General features: G+C 66.1%; 17 protein-coding genes. 8 read left to right on the top strand and 9 right to left on the bottom strand.

Annotated elements, in window-relative coordinates; translation table 11 throughout:
- The first annotated feature begins 90 nt into the window (after positions 1–90).
- Positions 91–504 carry a hypothetical protein gene (locus AC1DYM_RS21220; protein WP_477341761.1) on the top strand — a complete coding sequence of 138 codons (414 nt, stop codon included), beginning with the start codon at positions 91–93 and terminating at the stop codon, positions 502–504.
- Here AC1DYM_RS21220 and AC1DYM_RS21215 read toward each other — a convergent pair.
- Entirely contained in the window at positions 479–688 is a 210-nt protein-coding gene (locus AC1DYM_RS21215) for a hypothetical protein (protein ID WP_477341759.1), read from the bottom strand. The two genes, AC1DYM_RS21220 and AC1DYM_RS21215, sit on opposite strands and share 26 nt — an antisense overlap.
- Before the next feature lie 153 nt (positions 689–841).
- Between AC1DYM_RS21215 and AC1DYM_RS21210 the strand changes: the two genes are divergently transcribed.
- The 3 genes from AC1DYM_RS21210 to AC1DYM_RS21200 all read left to right on the top strand — a co-directional run bounded on the left by AC1DYM_RS21210 (position 842) and on the right by AC1DYM_RS21200 (position 3,507).
- Entirely contained in the window at positions 842–1,129 is a 288-nt protein-coding gene (locus AC1DYM_RS21210) for a hypothetical protein (protein ID WP_477341757.1), read from the top strand.
- A gap of 90 nt (positions 1,130–1,219) precedes the next feature.
- A complete protein-coding gene (locus AC1DYM_RS21205; protein WP_477341755.1) occupies positions 1,220–2,152 on the top strand; it encodes a PAS domain-containing protein in 933 nt (310 codons plus the stop codon).
- 101 nt (positions 2,153–2,253) lie between these two features.
- Complete coding sequence (locus tag AC1DYM_RS21200) at positions 2,254–3,507, top strand: carboxylate--amine ligase (RefSeq protein WP_477341753.1); 1,254 nt, start codon at positions 2,254–2,256, stop codon at positions 3,505–3,507.
- Here the strand turns inward: AC1DYM_RS21200 and AC1DYM_RS21195 are convergent.
- The 3 genes from AC1DYM_RS21195 to crcB are packed head-to-tail and all read right to left on the bottom strand — an operon-like array spanning position 3,436 to position 6,469.
- Complete coding sequence (locus tag AC1DYM_RS21195) at positions 3,436–4,872, bottom strand: MFS transporter (protein ID WP_477341751.1); 1,437 nt, start codon at positions 4,870–4,872, stop codon at positions 3,436–3,438. The genes AC1DYM_RS21200 and AC1DYM_RS21195 overlap by 72 nt on opposite strands.
- Before the next feature lie 35 nt (positions 4,873–4,907).
- Positions 4,908–6,032 carry a cyclopropane fatty acyl phospholipid synthase gene (cfa, locus tag AC1DYM_RS21190; RefSeq protein WP_477341750.1) on the bottom strand — a complete coding sequence of 375 codons (1,125 nt, stop codon included), beginning with the start codon at positions 6,030–6,032 and terminating at the stop codon, positions 4,908–4,910.
- 47 nt (positions 6,033–6,079) lie between these two features.
- Positions 6,080–6,469, bottom strand: coding sequence for a fluoride efflux transporter CrcB (crcB, locus tag AC1DYM_RS21185; protein WP_046980027.1), 390 nt, complete (start codon positions 6,467–6,469; stop codon positions 6,080–6,082).
- A 90-nt stretch (positions 6,470–6,559) separates the two neighbouring features.
- Here crcB and AC1DYM_RS21180 point away from each other — a divergent pair, with 90 nt between their 5' ends.
- On the top strand, positions 6,560–7,828 hold the full coding sequence (locus AC1DYM_RS21180) for a multidrug effflux MFS transporter (protein ID WP_477341748.1): 1,269 nt from the start codon (positions 6,560–6,562) through the stop codon (positions 7,826–7,828).
- Positions 7,829–8,696: 868 nt separating this feature from the next.
- On the opposite strand, the gene AC1DYM_RS21175 is transcribed toward AC1DYM_RS21180, so the two are convergent.
- Genes AC1DYM_RS21175 through AC1DYM_RS21155 form a run of 5 tightly spaced genes read right to left on the bottom strand, consistent with a single transcriptional unit; the run spans position 8,697 to position 11,658 of the window.
- Positions 8,697–9,176 (bottom strand): hypothetical protein, encoded by a 480-nt coding sequence (locus AC1DYM_RS21175; protein WP_477341746.1) that lies wholly within the window; start codon positions 9,174–9,176, stop codon positions 8,697–8,699.
- Positions 9,173–9,442, bottom strand: coding sequence for a cell division topological specificity factor MinE (minE, locus tag AC1DYM_RS21170; protein WP_159892935.1), 270 nt, complete (start codon positions 9,440–9,442; stop codon positions 9,173–9,175). Before minE ends, AC1DYM_RS21175 begins: the two co-directional genes overlap by 4 nt.
- A 2-nt stretch (positions 9,443–9,444) precedes the next feature.
- Positions 9,445–10,257, bottom strand: a complete 813-nt coding sequence (minD, locus tag AC1DYM_RS21165) for a septum site-determining protein MinD (protein WP_046980031.1) — start codon at positions 10,255–10,257, stop codon at positions 9,445–9,447.
- Positions 10,258–10,291: 34 nt separating this feature from the next.
- Positions 10,292–11,065: a septum site-determining protein MinC gene (gene minC, locus AC1DYM_RS21160; protein ID WP_477341743.1), complete on the bottom strand. Its 774-nt coding sequence runs from the start codon at positions 11,063–11,065 to the stop codon at positions 10,292–10,294.
- A complete protein-coding gene (locus AC1DYM_RS21155; RefSeq protein WP_477341741.1) occupies positions 11,062–11,658 on the bottom strand; it encodes a GNAT family N-acetyltransferase in 597 nt (198 codons plus the stop codon). The genes minC and AC1DYM_RS21155 overlap by 4 nt, the downstream gene beginning before the upstream one ends.
- Before the next feature lie 205 nt (positions 11,659–11,863).
- Between AC1DYM_RS21155 and AC1DYM_RS21150 the strand changes: the two genes are divergently transcribed.
- From AC1DYM_RS21150 to AC1DYM_RS21140, 3 genes are all read left to right on the top strand, one after another.
- Positions 11,864–13,132 (top strand): sensor histidine kinase, encoded by a 1,269-nt coding sequence (locus AC1DYM_RS21150; protein ID WP_477341740.1) that lies wholly within the window; start codon positions 11,864–11,866, stop codon positions 13,130–13,132.
- Complete coding sequence (locus AC1DYM_RS21145; RefSeq protein ID WP_159892945.1) at positions 13,129–13,770, top strand: response regulator; 642 nt, start codon at positions 13,129–13,131, stop codon at positions 13,768–13,770. Before AC1DYM_RS21150 ends, AC1DYM_RS21145 begins: the two co-directional genes overlap by 4 nt.
- A 227-nt stretch (positions 13,771–13,997) precedes the next feature.
- Positions 13,998–15,365 carry an SRPBCC family protein gene (locus AC1DYM_RS21140; RefSeq protein ID WP_477341738.1) on the top strand — a complete coding sequence of 456 codons (1,368 nt, stop codon included), beginning with the start codon at positions 13,998–14,000 and terminating at the stop codon, positions 15,363–15,365.
- Positions 15,366–15,555 lie beyond the last annotated feature (190 nt).

Raw genomic sequence — 15,555 nt, 5'->3', positions numbered from 1 at the left:
AGACCCCACAGGCGCCAACCTGAATCCGCCGGGAGCATCCGGCTGGGTCAGGGGACCACCATGTCGTACGCCGGACGGATGTATTTTCGGATGTTTTCGCCGGRCCTGATGGTCCTCGGCGTCGGTGCCGTTGCCGCAGCGGCGATGAAGGCCGTCCAGCAGATGCCAGGCGACCTGGGCATTCTTTCCCTGTATTCCAATCTGCCGGGCTGGATCGTCGCCGGATCCGTGACCGCGGCGGTGGCCTGGGTGACCGTGCAGGCCGTGCGCGTGAAGCTATGGGAGCGCGGCGCGGTCGCCAGCTGTTACGTGTGTGGCTGCGTGTTGAGCACGCCACGCGCGTCCCGTCGTGGACTGGGCATGACCCGCCACTGCCTGGGCTGCCGTAAAGTACATGGCGTCAACCATCGGCTGACGCCCGTGGTGGTACCGCTGGCGGTCGCAGTGACGACCGTGACGGACGCGGCGACGGCCCCGGTCAGGCGCGTACGTTCGTTACCGTAAGTCGGTGACCCACCCGCTCGAGCAGCGCCCGTAGCTCTTCCGCGTCGGCCAGGCTGGCATCGTCCTCCAGGGACAGCCATAGCGTGTCGCCGGAAAGTCCGTGGATTTTCTCGTTGAATTCGATCTCGATGGCGACCTTGCCACCGGGCTGGACAACCGATACCGCGAAATTACGTGCCTGCACGCCCTGTATCCCCTGGTGAACCGTGTTCCGGATGAGGCCATGTTACCCACCCGCGACGAAAAGTGGTGGCCGTGTCCGGTGATGCGTGATCGACGGCACGTTCACTCCGGCCGCACGCGGCTTTGGTGCTAATCGGCCCACGAGGAGGACGCCATGCTGCAACTCAACCCGCCGCTGCCCATGAACACCCCCAAGGGGGAAGGCTTCGCCCATTTCCTGATCGATTACGGTCCGGAATCGGATCTCTACTGGACGGTGTTCATCACCGAAACCGGTGAGATATGGACCTTCGCTAACCGCGAGGTGCGCGCGTCGAAGAACATCACCCTGGGCCGGACCTCGCCCTCGGTGCCGCGCCCGGCACCGCCGATGCGACGCCAGGCCAGTGAAGCCCGTGACCCTGGCGTCGTCCCCTTCGCCGTGGCCGACGGACAGATGTGAATTGACGAAACTGGTATCGTTCGCCTAAAGCCCGGACCGCCTCCGGCCGATAACCCAGTTCGAATCACATTAGCAGTACGAGGCGCGACGATGGGTATGTTCGGATGGGGGCGCGGCAGGCGCAGCGCCCGCACGGAGCGCGCGATCATCGCCGCGCTTTCGCGCAGCCAATCGGTCGTCGAGTTCGGCATGGACGGCATCGTGCGCTCGGTCAACGAGCGTTTCCTCGCGACGCTGGGATGCCGTGCCGAGGCCGTGGTTGGCCAGCCCCACAGTCAGTTCTTCCCGGTCGACGATGCGGAGCATCTCTGGCGCGCCCTCGCCCGTGGCGAGCAGGTGGCCGGCACGTACCGGGCTACCGGCGCGCCCGGTCGCGAGGTCTGGCTTCAGGCCGTGTACATTCCGCTTGCGGGACGGGGAGGCAGGATCTCATCCGTGCTCCTGTATGCCTGCGATATCTCCGACGAGCGGGTCTCAGTGGCAACGCGCGAGCAGCGCCTCGACATCGCCGATCGCACCCAGGGTGTGGTCGAGTTCTCGCTTGACGGCATGATCCTGGACGCCAACGAGGTCTTCCTCGGTTTCACCGGCTACCGCCTCGATGAGATCGTTGGCAAGCACCACAGCCTTTTCGTGGATGAGGAAGAGAGCCGTTCGGATGCGTATATCGGGTTTTGGCGTCGCCTGCGGTCTGGCCTTCACGACGCCGGACTCTATCGGCGCATCGCCAAGGGCAAGGTCGTGGTCTGGATCCAGGCGACCTACAACCCGATCTTCGATGCCAACGGCCGTCCGGTGAAGATCGTGAAGTACGCCACGGAGATGAGCGCGGATGCCCTCGCGGGATCGCCTCCGCCGGTCGCCGCGGACGAACAGGCCGTGCCGCGCGCCGTCGCCCCGCCGTCGACCGGGGTGGCCGATGTGCTCGAGCTGATCGATGGCGCTTCCCTTCGCGCCAGCGCGCTGGCGATGGACGCCGCCATCGATGCCGCCCTCGCCGAACAACGCGGCGACCCCCGATAGGGCATAGGCCGTGTGGCGATCTGGCCGGTCGCCCGAACCGATGTCACATTGCCCTTGCAGGGTGCGCCATTCCGGCGTTGTCACCCGCCACAGGGGGCGGTATGGCTAGGTGCGGCGACGAGCGGGTACCCGCGATCGTGATGGGGCGCGGGCCGACCGCGCTGGGTATCCTTCGTAGTCTTCAGCTTGCCGGCATTCCTGCCTACGTCGCATGCCCACCTGGCGATATCGTCAGCCGTTCGCGCTGGTACCGACCGACTCCCGGTGCTGTCCCGTGGGACGGCCAACCGGGTGAGCAGGGGCTTGCCGCCCTGCGCGCCATGCCCTTGGACAGGGCCGTCATCATTCCCGGCGCGGACGACGCCGCGCTCTGGCTGGCCGACCTGCCGTCCACCGATCTCGGCGAGCGTTTCCTGGTCAGTACATCGAGCCGCGATGCGCAGGAGCTGCTGCAGGACAAGGCCGTGTTCGCCGGCTACCTTGCCGCCGCGCATATTCCGCATCCGCGCACGTATCGCATCGCCTGCCGGGAGGACATCGACGCCATTCCGTTTGCGTCGATGGACCGCGTCTTCGTCAAGCCGGTGAACTCCCAGCGATTCAGTGATGTCACCGGCGTGAAAGGCCTCTGGGTCGACCGGCTTGAAGCCCTTCGCGAGACGTGGGCGCGCCTGCATGCGCAGGGCTTCAGCGTCATGGCGCAGGAATATGTTCCGGGCCCGGCCAGCGAGCACTTCTTCGTCGATGGCTTTCGTGACAGGAACGGCGCGTATGCGGGCGTCTTCGCGCGGCGACGCCTGCGCATGTCGCCACCGGATTTCGGTAACAGTTCCTGCTGTCACTCGGTGCCGCTGGCGATACTTCCGGAGGCGATCCGCCACCTTTGTCGCCTGCTGGATGGCCTGGATTACCGGGGCATCTTCAGCGCCGAATTCAAGCGCGATCCGCGCGACGGCGTCTATCGCATCATCGAGGTGAACACGCGCGCCTGGACCTACGTGGAGTTCGCGGCGCGCTGTGGCATGAACGTGTGCGAGATGGCCTGGCAGGACGCGCAGGGGCTGCCGGTGACGCGTGCGTCGCGCGACTATCCCGAAGGCGTGGCGTGCGTCGACCTGTACCACGATATCCCGACCGTGCTTGCCCTGCGCAAGCGCGAACGGCTGCCGTGGCTGGCCGTGCTGGGCCAGTGGGCGAGGGCGCAACTGCACACCTTCCGATGGGACGATCCACGGCCCGCGCTGGGCTTCATGCGAGGCATCGCGCGCAAACGCTTCCTGCGTTCAGTCGGCGCGCCCGAGCGGCGCGGCGATGTCCTCCAGGGGGCGTCGCTCGGCGGCGATCCCAAGGCCTAGTGCGGCGACGGCGCCCAGCAGCATGAGGCAGGCACCGGTCGCGTACCCCCAGCCGATGGCCACACGCTCGCCCGTGCCGATCAGCAAGCCGAACAGCCAGGGGCCCACCACGCCGCCGAGCGCCGTGCCGACGGCATAGAACAAAGCGATGGCCAGGGCGCGAAGCTCCAGCGGGAAGCTCTCGCTCACCGTCAGGTAGGCCGAGCTCGCCGCGGCGGAAGCGAAGAAAAACACGATGCTCCATGCGATCGTCTGCGTTCGGGCGTCGAGCATGCCGTGGACGAACAGCCATGCGGTGGCGAACAAGAGCAGGCCGGACATCGCATAGGTGATCGCGATCATCGGTTTCCGCCCGACCGTGTCGAACAGACGCCCGAGCAGAAGCGGACCCAGGAAATTGCCGGCAGCGAAGGGCAGCAGGTAGAAGCCGATGTCAGCATCGGAGACACCGTAAAAACGCCCCAGGACCAGGGCATAGGTGAAAAAGATCGCGTTGTAGAAGAAGGCCTGCGTCGCCATGAGGATCAGGCCGAGCACGGTGCGTCTGGGATAGTCGCGAAACAGTGTGGTGGCGACGGTGCCCAGCGTGAGTCGGCGCGGTCGCAGCCGCAGTCGTGGCAGGGGCTCCGTCGGCGGCGGCACGCCAAGCCGTTGTTCGATCTGGGCGACGATAGCCTCGGCTTCGTCGATGCGTCCGTGCAGCATCAACCAGCGCGGACTTTCCGGTATCCACTGTCGAAGCACCAACACGCCCAGGCCGAGGACGGCGCCCAGGCCGAAGGTGAGTCGCCAGCCGAGTTCGGCCGAGACCCAGCCGCCGTCGAGCAGGGCGACGGCGCCGAGCGCGCCCATCGCCGCACCGATCCAGAAGCTGCCGTTAATGACGAGATCGGTGTGTCCGCGGTAGCGGGCGGGGATCAGCTCCTGGATGGCTGAGTTGATCGCCGCGTATTCGCCGCCGATGCCGGCGCCGGTGAGCATGCGGAATATCACGAAGGTGACGAAGTTCGGGGAGAACGCCGTGGCCGCGGTGGCGACGAGGTACAGGCCGAGCGTGATCGTGAAGAGCTTCTTGCGGCCGAGGCGGTCGGTCAGCCAGCCGAAGTACAAGGCGCCTGCCACGGCGCCGACCAGGTACAGGCTGCCGGCCAGCCCGACCTGAGTGTCGCTCAGATGCAATACCGGACTGGATTTCAGCGCTCCGGCGATCGAGCCCGTGATGGTGACCTCTAGCCCGTCGAGCACCCAGGTGATGCCGAGGGCCACGGCGACGAGCGTGTGGAAGCGCCMCCAGGTCAGCCGGTCCAGTCGGGCTGGTACATCGGTCTCAACGACGCCGTCGCGGGTCCTCGCCTGTTCGTTCATGCCCCGACCGTACGGGGCACGAAGTCGTCACGGCGTCAGCGCGGTACGCGCATGCCGCCCGGCACGCCACGCGGCGACAGGGTCAGTTGCCACAACTGGTCACGCCGGCTGCGGAATATTCCCGCCGAGCAGCCGAGGTAGAACTGCCACATGCGCCGGAAGCGCTCGTCGTAGCGCCCGGCCAGGTGGGGCCAGGCCGCGTTGAAGTTGGCCAGCCAGGCGGTGAGCGTGCGGTCGTAATCGGTGCCGAAGTTGTGCCAGTCCTCGACCACGAACAAGCCTTCCAGGGCGGTTGCCACCTGGCTCATCGCCGGGATCACCGAGTTGGGAAAGATGTACTTCTCGATCCAGGGATCGGGCCGGCCCGGCTGCTCGTTGCTGCCGATGGTGTGGAGGACGGCGAGGCCCTGGGGGGCGAGGCAGCGTCGCGCTACCTCGAACCAGGTGCGGTAGTTCTTGCCACCCACATGCTCGAACATGCCGACCGAGAGGATGGCGTCGAAGCGTTCGTCGAGATGGCGGTAATCCTGCAGGCGGATCTCGATCGGCAGGCCTTTGCACAACTCGCGTGCGTACTCGGCCTGTTCCTTCGAAATGGTCACGCCGACGCCGCTCACGCCGTAGCGCTCCGCCGCGAACTTGAGCGCCTCGCCCCAGCCGCAGCCGATATCGAGCAGGCGCTGACCGGGCTGTAGCTGCAGCTTGCGGCAGATCAGGTCGAGCTTGGCTTCCTGCGCGTCGTCCAGGTTGCTCGCCTGGGCCCAGTAGCCGCAGGAATAGACCAGGCGCTTGCCGAGCATGGCTTCGAACAGGTCGTTACCCAGGTCGTAATGTTGCCGGCCCACGTCCCAGGCGTGCTCACCGCGTTGCAGGTTGAGGAAGCGGGCCTTGAGGTGCGCGACGAGCGTGTCCAGCGTGCGCAGCGAGTCGTCCACATGGGAACCGAGGACGCGGGCGAAGAAGGCGGGCAGGTCGCCGACATCCCACCAGCCTTCCATGTAGGCCTCGCCCAGGCCAAGCGATCCGTGGGCGAAGACGCGGGGATAGGTGCGCTCGTCGTGTACGACCAGATCGGTGGGCCGGCTGCCGCCGAGGGTGATGCCGGCCTGTTCCAGCAGGGCCTGCGCCCGTGCCTTGAGAGAAGAAGAATCGTGGCTCATCGTCGTGACCCCTGGTGATCCTCCCGCCGCCCCGCGCGGCGTGGCGCTTAGAAGTGCTTCAGTACTCCGCGTGTGATGAACAGGCCGGCGATCGTCATGACGATGGAGCCGACCAGGTGCGACCCGACATGCGCGGCGAACCAGCCGTACTGTTCGCGAAGGAGCAGGCCGGTGGTCTCGGCCGAGAAGGTCGAGAAGGTGGTCAACCCGCCGAGGAATCCCGTGGCGACCAGCAGCCGCGCTTCCACCGGCAGGGTGGTGAAATGGTCGAACACGCCCAGGGCGACGCCCATGAGCAGGCCACCGACGAGATTGGCGGCGAGCGTGCCGAGCGGCAGGTTCGGGAACAGTGGGTTGAAGGCGACCGCCAGCCACCAGCGCAGCCAACACCCGAGTACACCGCCCACGCCGACGGCCACAAAACCGGTATAGCCCACGACAACTCCCATGCGGTTCGTTGGCACGATTATGGACCGAAACCTTGTGGCTATACTCGCTCAGTCCCCTTGCCACCGCCTTGAAGGTCCATGACCTCCGCGACCCGCGACCTGCGGCGCTACCTGCCGTACCTGCTGGCGGCCCTGTCCATGATCGGGCCGTTCTCGATCGATGCCATTTTTCCGGGCTTCCCGGATATCGGGCATGACTTCGGCGTGGGCGAAGTGGCACTGCAGCAGTTGCTCAGCGTCTACCTGCTGGCCTATGCGGTGATGAGCCTGTTCCACGGGGCATTGTCGGACGCCTACGGGCGCAAGCCGGTCATTGTGGTCGGCATGGCGATCTACGCCGTCGCCTCGGTCGGCGCCGCGATGGCACCGAGTTTTGCCTTCCTGCTCGGCTGCCGCATCGTCCAGGGCATGTGCGGCGGTGCCGGCATCGTCATCGGCCGCGCCGTCGTGCGCGACACCATGCAGGGCGAAGAAGCCCAGCGGATGATGTCGAAGGTCATGATGATCTTCGGTATCGCGCCGGCTATCGCCCCGATCATCGGCGCGTGGCTGCTCGGCATCGATGGCTGGCGTGGCATCTTCTGGGCGCTGGCCGCCTTCACGGTGGCCCTCACCGTCAGCGTGGCGCGCCTGCTGGTCGAGTCCCATCCGAAAGAAAAGCGCACGGTCTTCCGGCCCCGGCCACTGATGCACGGTTACCTGACGATCCTGCGCGACCTGCCGTTCTGGCCGTTGGCGATCGCCAGTTCGATCAACTTCGCCGGCCTGTTCCTCTATATCGCCTCGGCGCCGCAGCTCATCCGCGATCTCCTTCACCTGGGCGCCGATGGTTTCCCGTGGCTGTTCGTGCCGGTAGTCAGCGGCATGGTCTTCGGCGCCTTCGTATCAGGCCGCGTGGCCGGCCGGGCGAGTGCGGCGCGCACGGTGAACTGGGGTTACGCGGCGATGCTGTCGTCGTGCGCCCTGAACCTGATCTTCGCGCTGACACTGGATCATCCCCGCGTGCCCTGGTCGACCCTGCCGCTGGCGCTGTACGGTTGCGGCGTCCAGCTGGCCTTCCCGACCCTGACCCTGCTCCTGCTCGATCGCTTCCCCGACCAGCGTGGCGGCGTGTCGTCGGTGCAGGCGTTTGGCAGCCTGATCTTCACGGCTATCGTCGCCGGCGTGCTCTCGCCGGCGCTATCCGGAAGCATGCTTACCCTGGCCATCGGCACGACGGTGATGTGCCTGATCGGGCTTGGCGCGTGGCTGACTTACGGCACGCTCGAGCGCCGTCGACTCGCGCGTACGCAAGCCGCCGCCGCATCGAGCGTCGTCTCGCAGATCGAGCGCAACGAGCCGGGTTAGAGGCTCGCCTTCGGTCTTGCGTTTTGCTTGCGCTCGCGGGGCGCGGCGCGAGAGCCGGCGGGTGCCACCCTCGGGGCCACGCTGCGGCGTCCCGCCAAGGAGGGCGGCTACCGCCGCCATTCACTTATTGCCCTACGGGCCGGGCCGGGCCGGGCTTCGGCTGGGGTTTTCCGACTCGACATCCTGTCTCGCGGAAAAGGCCGGCCGTCCTGGCCGGCCCCCTGACGGGCCTGATCCAGCCGACGCCCTCGCCTCCGCTACCGGCCCCGAGGCTGGCACCCGCCGGCTCTTCCCCACGGTGAGGTCGATTGTCGGGAGAGCGCCATCGCCGCGCGCACGTGCAACGCAGATCTTGGGTAGGAGCCGATTCATCGGCGAACCCTCAGGCTATCGAGCGAGCGGATGAGGCCTTGTAGTGATGAGGCGAGCGGTTAACCGCCGGCACGATGCGACGCAAGGCCTCGTTCGCGATAGCCGTGTTGAGGGTTCGCCGGCGCAGCCGGCTCCTACAGAGAGCCTGCGTGCTGCGGGCGGTGGCTCGACCTCACACCACCTCAGTGCTCGAAAGAGCCGGCGGGTATCGCCCTCGGGGCCGGTAGCGCAGGCGAGGCGTCACACCGGAAAAAGCCCGAAGGGGGTCGGCCAGGACGGCCGACCGTTTTCGCGAGACAGGATGTCGAGTCGGAAACCGCCGGTGGGGCGCCGACCCGGCCCGTAGGGCAATCAGTAAACGGCCGCGATTCGCGGCCCTTCCCCAGCGGGTCGCCGGAGCGTGGCCCCGAGGGCGATACCTGCCGGCTCTTGCGACGCAGCGCAGGCGCAACGCGAGGCCGAAGGCGAGCCCGAGCCCGAGCCCGAACCGCGTACCTCAGCCAGTAAGCAATCCACGCTCGCTCAAGAAAGCCTGCGCTTCCGGAGCATCCTGTTCGAACCAGGCGCGCGTGGAACCGAGGCGATAGGTGTATCCCCAACGGTCCATGTCCTCCATCAGGCGGGCGGAGCCGACCGACGGCAGCTCGCCGGCGAGGACGATCTGCAGGTAGCAGGTGGCGTCTTCTTCCTCGATCGAATCGGTGGCATCGGTATGCACGAGCGCCCGTTTGTCGGCGGGAAGCACGATCAGGTGGCAGGCTTCGTGGAGCAGGGAATGCACGGGGGTGTCGGCGCGGGCGTAGACCGTCGTGCCGATGATGCCGGCTTCGGTGTCGCCCCAGAAACTGCCCGGGATGGCTTCGCCGTCGGCGACCTCGATGAGCGTGAGGCCGTAGCGGGCGAGGAGGGTGCGCGGTTCGTCGAAGCCGATGGCGCCGACGCGGAGGACCGCGTCGGCGGGATCGGGTGCGTTCATGCGGACGTAGCGGGCTTGCCGTCGGGCAGGGCGACCGAGAGTTCGAGCACTTCGTGGCCGCTGTCGCGGTCGAGGGTGACGTTCACCGCATCGACATCGACGTTGACGTACTTGCGGATGACTTCGAGCAGCTCGTTACGCAGCAGCGGCAGGTAGTCGGGGCCGCCACGCGTCGAACGCTCCTGCGCCACGATGATGCGCAGCCGTTCCTTGGCCACGCCCGCACTCGCTTCGGGTTTGCGCTTCAGGAAATCGAGAATACCCATGCTCAACCTCCGAAGACGCGCTTGAGGAAGCCCTTCTTGACCGGCTCGATGAAACGCAGCGGAAGCTCGCGACCGAGGATGCGGGCGACCGTATCCTTGTAGGCGAGACCGGCGTTGGAGTCATCGTTGAGGATCACGGGAACGCCGGCGTTCGATGCCGCGAGCACGTTTTCCGATTCCGGAATCACACCGACCACGCTGATCCCGAGGATGTCCTCGACGTCCTTGACGCTGAGCATCTCGCCGGCTTCGACGCGATTGGGGTTGTAACGCGTGAGCAGCAGGTGCTGCTTGATCGGCGTTTCGCCCTTTTCGGCGCGGCGGGTCTTGCTGGCGAGCAGGCCGAGGATGCGGTCCGAATCGCGTACGGACGAGACTTCCGGGTTGACGACGACGACGGCGTGATCGGCGAAGTACATGGCCAGGTGCGCGCCCTTCTCGATGCCGGCCGGCGAATCGCAGACGACGAAGTCAAAGCCTTCCTTGGTCAGCTCGTCGAGGACCTTCTCGACACCTTCCTGGGTGAGTGCGTCCTTGTCGCGCGTCTGCGACGCGGCGAGCACGAACAGCGTCTCGTGGCGCTTGTCCTTGATCAGGGCCTGCTTGAGCGTGGCTTCGCCATGCACGACGTTGACGAAGTCGTACACCACGCGCCGCTCGCAGCCCATGATCAGGTCGAGGTTGCGCAGGCCGACGTCGAAATCGATGACCGCGACTTTCTTGCCTTCGAGAGCGAGACCGGTGGCGAGGGAGGCGCTGGTGGTGGTCTTGCCGACTCCGCCCTTGCCGGAGGTGACGACGATGATTTCTGTCAAGAGATGTCTCCGCGAATAAGCGTGGGACCGCGCGTCACAGGCGCGCGATCATGAGTTTTCCATTATCGAGCCAGCATTGCACGGCCTGGCCCTCGAATTCCTTTGGCATGTCTTCGAACACGCGGTAATGCCCGGCGATCGCGACCAGTTCGGCGCGGAAGTCGGAGCAGAAGATGCGCGCGGATTCGTCGCCCTGCGCGCCGGCCATGGCGCGGCCGCGAAGGCTGCCGTAGATGTGGATCGAGCCATCGGCGATGACTTCCGCGCCATTGGCGACGGCGGCGGTGACGACGAGGTCGCGGTCACGCGCGTAGACCTGCTGGCCGGAGCGCACGGCGCTGCCAGTGTGGTGCTGCGCCGTCGTGCTGTTGCCCGGCTCATGGTCCTGGTCCATCGGGGCCATCGCGGCCACCGGTTCGCTGCGTGCCGGTGCAGTCGCACCGGGCGCGGGCGCGACCTGGCCGGGTTCGTACTGCGCGCGGAACTTGGCGATCAGCGGCAGGTTCATCCGTTCGGCGAGCGCTTCGGTCTCCGGCGTGCCGTAGGCGATGCCGACCGGCAACATGCCGGCGCTGCGAATGGCTTCGAGCAGGGCATCGACCATGCCGTCGTCGGGCAGTTTGGGCAGATGCGAGAGATCGAGCACGACCGCCGCACGGGCGAACATCTGAGGTGCCGAGCGCACGCGGCGCTCGAGTTCCTCGACAAGGGCGGCGGCATCCACGCGGCGAAGACGCACGCAGGCGATGCCTACCTGGCCAAAACGGAGGTCGCAGGCGGCTTCGAGCGGTTCGGCGCGGGCGTTCATGCGCTCACCTTGCGGTCGTCGATCGGGCGCTGGCGCTCGCTCAACCACGCCACCGCGGGAAGACCGTCCTGCTCGAGGTAACGCTCACGCACGAACGGGAAGCTCGGCAGTTCGCGGGCGAGCAGGCTCACCTTCGGGCCGGCCTCGTCCATCTTCTGCTGGCCGACTTCCTGGAAACCCATCGTGCCGTGGAACAGCACGGTCTGGTCGTTGCGTGGTTCGAGAAAAACTTCACAGGTCAAAAGCGGCACGCGTACCTCGGCATAACTCTGCACATCGCAATAAAAGATTCGGCCCAGCCCATGGCCGCGCGATTCGGACGCGATCACGATGCGATCGATGTACACGAAGCTTTCGTAATGGGCCTGGAACCAGCGGAAATTCGGACTGCTGTATTCAGCGTCCGGACGCATGGCGATAAGAAAGCCGAGGATCCGGCCATCCTGTTCGGCGACGCGAAAGTAGTGCGCGATCTCGTACAGGTGGCGCAGGCGGCTGCGGTCCGTGGCGAGGATGCCGGTGCCTGCCTCGTTATTGAGTGCCAGCACGGCATCCAGGTCGTGCTCGCGCACGTCGCGGATGGCAAGGGCCATTCGTTGCTCCGCTGTGGTTCTGGAATGATGGGTTCTTGAAACGGGCGACCCCCGGGCCGCCGAATGCGCGGCATTATGGCATGCCGGCCACCCCAGCGGCGCGACATCACGTATGTAAAACCGTTGTAAAGCCGACGCTTGCCGCGTTGCCGGAGCGTGACTTCTATCAGGTGGTGCCGCGGGCGCGAAGCCCTATGATGCGGCCATGTCGAAGGTTCAGTTCAATAACGTCCGCCTCCTTAAGTACGCCACGTACTTCGTGTTCCTGTGCGTGGGCCTGCCGCTTTCCATGCAGCGGGTGGGTGGCGGCCCGGGGACGATAGGGGATATGGCGTTACTGGGCTGGACGGGGAGCTACCTGGTGTTCGGCCTGGTGTATTGGCTGCTCACCCGCAATCTCGGCCTTCGCGTAGACGGCTTCACCCGCATTGCGGTGCTGCTGATCCTTACCGGCACGGCGCTCGCGGTGGGCGTGTTCAGCAAGAGTGGTGTCGCCGCGCTGCTGCTGATCATCGTGGCGACCGTCGTGCCCTGGCTGGTCACCTTGCCCATCGGCATCGCCTGGATGGTGCTGGCGCACCTGCTCCTGATCCCGGTCTTCCTTGAGATTCCGTTCACCCTGATCGCCTCGACAATGCAGGCTTGCCTGTATTTCGGCTTTTCCGCGCTGGTCTTCATCGCCTCGATGGTGGCGAGCCAGCAGGCCGACGAGCGAGAAGAGCTGCGACAACTCAATTCCGAGCTACGCGCCACCCGCGCCCTGCTGGCTGAATCCACCCGCATTGCCGAGCGCATGCGTATCGCGCGCGATCTCCACGATCTGGTCGGTCATCACCTCACGGCGTTGAGCCTCAACCTCGAGGTTGCCAGCCATCTCACCAATGACACCGCCCGGGAGCATGTCCTCAAGGCCCAGCGCACCGCCAAGCAACTCCTGGCCGACGTGCGCGAGGTGGTCAGCGAGCTACGCCAGGACGACGCGATCGACCTGACCCAGGCGGTCCGCAGCCTGATCGAGGGCGTGCCGGGGCTCCAGGTGCAGTTGAGCGTGCCGCCACGCTTCGGCGTCGAAGATCCTCGCCGCGCGCAGATGCTGCTGCGCTGCGTGCAGGAAATCCTTACCAATACAGTGCGCCACGCGCATGCCCGCCACCTCTGGCTGACCTTCCGCCACACCGGTCCCGACGAACTCTGCCTGGAGGCACGCGACGACGGTCGCGGCGACGGCAGTGGCGCGGTCCGCCCGGGCAACGGTCTCAACGGCATGCGTGAGCGCCTCGCCGAGTTCGGTGGCACCGTGACGTTCCGGACCGGCGCGGAAGGCGGCTTTGCCCTGATTGCGCGGTTACCCCTGGGCGAGGAGCCGACCCTGGCCCACGCGCCAGCGCGACCCGCGCTGGAACAGGGCCTGGTCGACGATCCGGACCTTCCGCCCCGTGCCACAATTCCTCTTCCTTCCGAGGGTCATTCATGATCTCCGTCTGTCTCGTTGACGATCAGAACCTGGTTCGCCAGGGCATTCGCTCGCTGCTCGACCTTGCGGGGGATATCCGCGTCATCGCCGAATGCGCCGATGGCGCGCAGGCCGTGCAGACCATTCCGCAGATCCGCCCCGACGTGGTGCTGCTCGACCTGCGGATGCCCAACATGAGCGGCCTGGACGTACTCCAGACGCTCGGCGGACGTAACGAACTGCCGCCGACCATCATCCTGACCACCTTCGACGACGACCAGCTCGTGCTGGCCGGACTCAAGGCCGGCGCGCGCGGCTACCTGCTCAAGGACGTCTCGCTCGATCAGCTGGTGGAAGCGGTACGCACCGTGGCCGCGGGCGGGTCGCTGGTGGCGCCGATGGTGACCCAGCGCCTCCTGGCAGGCGTGGGGCGCATCCAGAACCAGTTTTCCAGCCTCGAGCAGCCCGACCCCCTCACCGAACGTGAGACCGAGATCCTGCGCCTGCTGTCGGGCGGCTACAGCAACAAGGAAATCGCCAATTCGCTGCGCGTGGCCGAAGGCACGGTGAAAAACCACGTCTCCAACATCCTGTCCAAGCTGGGCGTCCGCGACCGCACGCGGGCCGTCCTGAAGGCTCTGGAGCTGGGTATCGTCTGACCCGGCGCTGACCGCCAGGCCCGGTTGGGCCCCGGCGGCCGAAAATCGCCTTGTACCCGCTTGCGAAAAAGGGCAGGGCACCCAATGGCGTTCCCCGCCGCGAGCAAGTACCATCGGCTCTTTCGGCGCGGGCGAACCCCTGCCACGGGCCGATTCTTCAGGGGTGAGCGTATGGCGTCCATGGCCGTGCGTAAAACCCGTTCGTAAGACGTTCGGAGAACCGTGGAATGACGCGTCTGTTAGAATTTATTGTCGCCCTCGTCATCGTCGCCGTACTCGGTGTCGTGGTCGGCGTTGCTATGCCCTCAACTGGACATGTTGAGCGCGAAATGCTGATCAGCAAGGATCTGCGTCAGGTTTACGACGTTTTCAGCAACTTCCGTCGCTTCCCCGACTACACCGTGCTGCGCTCCTTCGATTCGAAGGTGCAGTTCGAGCTGTCGGGTAAGGCGTACGGCCCGGGTGCAAAGATTGCGTGGAAGGCTTCCGACCCGAAGGTCGGCGACGGCTCCCTCGAGATCGCCTCTATCGATCCGGGCTTCGCCCAGATCTCCGACGCCGGCAAGGGCACGATTGTCTGGAACCTTGACAATGGCTGGCGCGGTAACGACAAGAAGTTCACGATCAAGCTGGAGCGCACCGGTCGCAGCCAGAAGCTGGTCAAGGTCAACTGGGCCTACGATGTCTCGTACGGTTTCAACCTGGTCAACCGCTTCTCGAACCTGTACATCCACGGCGATCCGGACGCGCTGATCCAGTTCAGCCTGTCCAATCTGCAGAACCTGATGGCGTCGATCCCCAACATCGACTACAGCAAGATGGTTCCGTCGATCGTCGATCAGCCGGCCAAGCCGATCCTGTTCGTCTCCACCACCGCGCCGCGCACCCTCGACGATGTCGATACCGCGTCGGACAAGGCGATGGCCGAGATCCAGGCGACCGCCAAGAAGCTGGGCGTGAACATCACCAGCCCGCGCATCACGATCACCACGAGCTGGGGTGACCAGAACTACACCTTCGACGTGGCCGCCGAGATCGACGCCACCACGCTGAAGATCAATGGCCAGGATGTCGAGATCACTGCCGCCCAGCGCCCGTCGCTGGATCCGGCCGAAGCCTCGACCGCCGCTGCTCCGGCGGCTGCCGACGCGGCGACGCCGGGCAGCAAGGACAAGCTCGGTCGCGTGATCGTCGACGGCAACGTCAAGGCCGTGCTGGCCTTCGGCGGCAAGGCCCTCAAGGCCGACTGGGCCGGCACCGGTGCCGGCCTGCCGCAGACGCGTCAGATGCTCGAAGCCTACTCGCAGACCCATGGCTACAAGTACGACGACGTGGTGTTCCGCGCTTACGACATCCAGACCAAGGCTCCGACCAATAACCACGGCACCATCGAGGGTTACGACGAGCAGAAGTTCGAGATCTACCTTCCGCTGCAGGGCGACAACCTCCCGGAGCAGACCCCGGAGCAGGAAGCCGGCCTGAAGCCGCAGACGTTGGACGACGCGGCCCCGGCCGGTTCGTCGACGGCCCCGGCCCCGGCAGGCACCGCCGCGGCTCCGGCCGAAGCGGCCTCCGCGCCGACGCTCTCGAAGTAAGTCACGCTTAAAGTGAGATCTGAAAGCCCCGCCGGAAACGGCGGGGCTTTTTTCTTGTGCGTTTTTTGGGTGGGCTCGCCTGCGGCCTCGCGTTTGCGCTGCGTCGCAAGAGCCGGCGGGTATCGCCCTCGGGGCCACGCTCCGGCGACCCGCTAAGGAAGGGCCGCGAATCGCGGCCGTTTACTTATTG

It is taken from the genome of Luteibacter sp. P1_D3, from assembly GCF_056406135.1.
The sequence above is the reverse complement of the archived record's forward strand: the minus strand, read 5'-3'. Positions and strand labels throughout refer to the sequence as shown.